The sequence below is a fragment of the Methylobacterium sp. WL6 genome (assembly GCF_008040095.1).
Lineage (GTDB): Bacteria > Pseudomonadota > Alphaproteobacteria > Rhizobiales > Beijerinckiaceae > Methylobacterium.
In genome coordinates this window covers 1-3499 of record NZ_VRVH01000391.1, presented here as the reverse complement: position 1 = coordinate 3499, position 3499 = coordinate 1, and the positions used below count along the sequence as shown (strand labels likewise).

Below are 3499 nucleotides of genomic sequence, written 5' to 3'. Positions count from 1 at the left end.
GGTCCGGCCACCACCCCAGACAGGCAGGGGCGGGTTCGCCGTACTGCACGCACACGCGCACGGGCGCGAATGGCAAGGTAACCGGATCGTCCGCCCCAACCCGCCCCAGCCAGTCTGGGGTGGTGGCCGGACCAGGCCGCTGCGTGTCCGTAGAATTTCACTGATCCATCACAAGTAATTTCAAACAACAACGCGAATTGTTGCATCTCGCTAGGTCGATCCCGATAATCCGTGACACTAAGCGGCAGCAGATGTCGCACTTGTTATGGAGATTGATCGTGCAGAACACTGCCCGCACGCTGAACTTCCCCGAGATGGTTCGTTTTCGGGCCGAGCGCGGCCTCTCCGGTGCTGTTGCAGCCGCAGCGCAGCAGTCCCGCACCTCCCCTGGGGAGTACCTGCGCCGCGCCCTTCGCGCGCAGCTCAACGCCGATGGCGTGCAGCTTCCGCCCTTCCGCAGCACCGACGACGGCCCCGGCCCCGCCCCGTCCGCCCCCGCGATGCGGCAGGCCGCCTGATGAGCGCCGGCATGACCCTTCCCGTTGTGAACGTGCGCGAGACCCGCACCATTCACCCCCGTGTCACCCTCGGGCTGCCTCGGCACGCTCTCGTTGCTGACACCGCTCGCCTCGCCCCTCGCACGTCGGCCCAGATCGCGGCTGATCGCGACGCTGCGGTGGCCGAGCGCACCGCACTGGAGGCCAGTCGATCCGACCTGATGCTGACCGGCACCGCCGACGATGTGGCCAGCCTCAACCAGCGCATCGCCGTCGCCAAGGTTCGCATCGATCAAGCCGAGGCGCAGCACGCCGCGGCAGTGATCGCAGAGGCCGAAGCCCGCGCTGACCATGAGGCCGAGCAGACCCGCCGCAAGGCGCTGCGCAAGGCCGGCATGAAGGCCAGCGCCGAGGCGGCCAAACTCGCCGATCGGTACGTCGTCCTGGCGAGGGAGTTGGCCGGCGTGCTCGGGCAGCTTCGCGAGCAGGAGGGCCGGATCGCCGAGGCCAACGCAGCCCTGCCAGACGGCGCGGAGCCGGCGCCGCCGGGCGAGCCGTTCAACGGCACCGAGACCATCCCGATGCGCACCGAGACCACGCATGATCTGGTCTGGGTCGACAGTCGGACCGGTCAGCCCGCCGGCATCCTGGCCGGCAACGATCTCCGTCATCGAGTCGCCAAGACCATCGAGCGCAGGGTCGCTGTGCCCAGCATACCCGGCGAGCCGCATGTTCCGCTCTCGCATCGTGTGACGCTGCCCGGTCTCGGTCGGGATGCCCCGCCGATCTGGCGCAACCTTCCTCAGCCCCTCAGATCCGACACGGGATACCGCGCATGACCATTACCCGAGAGAACATCGAGGCTAATCAGGCTCACTGGCGTCGCGTGCTGGGCAAGGACCGCGCTCCGGCAGCCGCAGAACGCACGCCGACGCAGGCAGAGCGCTTTGCGGCTTGGTCTGCCTCCGTCCGCGCGACTGAGCGTCAGGCGCCCGCAAGCGAGGGGCGCACGGTCGTTGCTGCCGCTCGCGCCACGGCCTTCACCGCCTACCAGGTGGGTGATCAGCGCCACGCCGCCGACGGGACGCTCTGGCGCCGCGTGGCCTGACACGAGATTGCGCGGCCGACCCGCGAGGGCCTCCAGCCGCGCCATTGAGGGCAATCCGGTCAGCCCAACACCGACAAGCCAGCCTGTCCCTCGCCTGATCCTGAGCCATTGGGGGCGGAGGATCCAAAGGCTGGCAAGACCGCCCGCTCTCCAAGCCAGCGGGATGATCGGAGATCGCGGCGGAGGGGTCACCCCGCTGCGGTCTCCTCCCTCAGAGCTTCAGGAGAACCTTATGGCTACCGGTACCATTCGCGTTGAACTTCATCCTCCCGGCACCACGCCTCAGCATCGAGGCTCCGCGCCGATCGCCAGCGCCACACTGACTATCTCCGGCACCACACCCACCGATCCGAACGCACTGCCCACGGTGCAGTCCTTGGTGCCGGGTGGCCTTACCGGCCCCTGCATAGCGTTCGTCACGCCATCGTTCTCCGAACCCGCGTTGTGGTGCTCGGTGGGCAAGGTGCCGGACCCGTCCAAGGAACCGCGCCACCTGCTCACCTTCTCCAACATCGGCCTGATCCAGCCCTTCACCATCGAGATCGGTCCGACCGACCGCATCGCCTTCGCGAGTGTCGCGTAATGGCCAACGAGAAGAGCCCGCAGCCCGCCGCTGCTGAGGAAGCTCAGCCACTCCCGGTGATCTGGATCGCGCCCGTTGACCCCGGTGACGCTGGTGGCGCGGGGAACAGCGCCGAGCGCGTGATCGTCCCTGGCACGCTCCATGAGACCGCCGAGGATGCCTTGACCTCCGGGTCATCATGGCGGCCGCCCCTGCAAAGCAATCGCTGAGGTAGAATAGTTTACTCTAGGTTCTTCGTCCTGGGGCGAAGGGATACGGGTAAGCGCGACCGCAGTCTGTCACCCGATGCAAAATTTTTAAATGGAACTTTTTGTTTATGTCTGATGCTCGCGGGCGGATCTTAAATCGTTGTGAGACTGCAGAAATCTTCGGTCGTAGTCTTCCGACGATAGACAATTGGGTGCGCTTAGGCTGCCCTTTCGTCGAGCGCGGCGAGCGCGGCCGTGAATGGCAATTCAATTCTGCCGAAGTCCTCGATTGGCGTGAACGTCGCGCAGTAGCGAAAGCTCTCGGTGGCGCGCTCTCTGGCGATCTTGATCCGGCCCAGGAGCGGGCCCGCAAGGATCGCGCGCTCGCCATTGCCACCGAACTGAAGAACGACTTAGCGACCGGCAAGGTCGTGCTGATCGACGACGCGATCGCAGCCGTCACGATCCAGAACATGAAGCTTCGCAACAAGCTTCTGAGCATGCCCACGCGCATCGCCAGCCGCTTACCCGAGCAGGGCCGCGCGCAGGTGTTCACTCTGGTTGAGGCCGAGGTGCGGTCCGCCATGGAGGAACTGACAACGGGCGGTGAGGGGCATGTGACACCGGCCGAAGTCGCCGCCGAACGCGGCCTTACTGCACCTGTTGAGGAGCCTGCCCATGGCCGATGACCGCCTGCGCCTTGTCGCAGAAGTCCAGGACGGCTTCACCGGCCCTTTGGCGAAGCTGGAGACGGCCCTTGGCAGGGCGGCCAAGACCGGCACCCAGGCCGGCAAGGATCTGAAGCGCGACTTCGAAGGCTTTAACGGCGCACTCGGCAAGACCACTGCCGCCCTGCAGGGAATGACGCCGGTGCTCTCTGGGCTCGGCCTTGTCGGGCTCAGTGCCGGTGTGTCGCTCGGGGCCGTCACGGCAGCACTCAGCGGCTTCTCGAAAGGCACGCAGCAGCTTGCCATCATGTCGAAGGAGACGGGCCTCGCCGTCGACCAGCTTCGTGCCTTCAGCGCCTTGGGCGAGCGGTTCGGTGTGTCTGCTGAGACCATGCAGGGCGGGGTTCGCAAGTTCGCCGATGAGATGAGCCAGATGCGGAAGCGCTATGGCCAGA

General features: G+C 66.2%; 6 protein-coding genes. All 6 read left to right on the top strand.

The window, feature by feature from the left end:
• The first annotated feature begins 278 nt into the window (after positions 1-278).
• Positions 279-518, top strand: a complete 240-nt coding sequence (locus FV230_RS26140) for a hypothetical protein (protein WP_147844457.1) — start codon at positions 279-281, stop codon at positions 516-518.
• Positions 518-1336: a hypothetical protein gene (locus FV230_RS26135; RefSeq protein WP_210248659.1), complete on the top strand. Its 819-nt coding sequence runs from the start codon at positions 518-520 to the stop codon at positions 1334-1336. Before FV230_RS26140 ends, FV230_RS26135 begins: the two co-directional genes overlap by 1 nt.
• Entirely contained in the window at positions 1333-1605 is a 273-nt protein-coding gene (locus tag FV230_RS26130; RefSeq protein WP_147844455.1) for a hypothetical protein, read from the top strand. Before FV230_RS26135 ends, FV230_RS26130 begins: the two co-directional genes overlap by 4 nt.
• 232 nt (positions 1606-1837) lie before the next feature.
• Positions 1838-2188 carry a hypothetical protein gene (locus FV230_RS26125; RefSeq protein WP_147844454.1) on the top strand — a complete coding sequence of 117 codons (351 nt, stop codon included), beginning with the start codon at positions 1838-1840 and terminating at the stop codon, positions 2186-2188.
• 316 nt (positions 2189-2504) lie between these two features.
• On the top strand, positions 2505-3065 hold the full coding sequence (locus FV230_RS26120) for a terminase small subunit (protein ID WP_147844453.1): 561 nt from the start codon (positions 2505-2507) through the stop codon (positions 3063-3065).
• Positions 3055-3499 (top strand): hypothetical protein (locus FV230_RS26115; RefSeq protein ID WP_147844452.1); only part of this gene is annotated, 445 nt, incomplete at its 3' end. The genes FV230_RS26120 and FV230_RS26115, both read left to right, overlap by 11 nt.